Here is a 243-nt window from a genome sequence, read left to right on the forward strand (position 1 = left end):
GTTGATGGGCGGTGTAAGGCGTTTTCGGCGTCCGCTGATGGGGTGGGGTGGGGTGAGGGTGTGGGTGTGGTGGTGTTGGAGCGGTTGTCGGATGCGCTGCGGTTGGGTCATGAGGTGTGGGGGGTGGTGCGGGGTTCGGCGGTGAATCAGGATGGGGCTTCCAATGGGTTGACGGCGCCTCATGGTCCCTCGCAGCAGCGGGTGATTCGGGCGGCATTGGCCAGTGCGGGGTTGGAGCCTTCG

The 243-nt window shown here is 65.8% G+C and carries 1 protein-coding gene; it reads left to right on the forward strand.

Going from position 1 to position 243, the window contains the following annotated elements; all coding sequences use genetic code 11:
* Window positions 1–243, forward strand: a 243-nt coding sequence (locus tag F0Q45_RS27295; RefSeq protein WP_149656736.1) for a beta-ketoacyl synthase N-terminal-like domain-containing protein, incomplete at both ends; no start/stop codon positions are given.

Origin of the sequence: Mycobacterium simiae (assembly GCF_008370645.1) — a bacterium.
GTDB classification, from domain to species: Bacteria; Actinomycetota; Actinomycetes; order Mycobacteriales; family Mycobacteriaceae; genus Mycobacterium; species Mycobacterium simiae_A.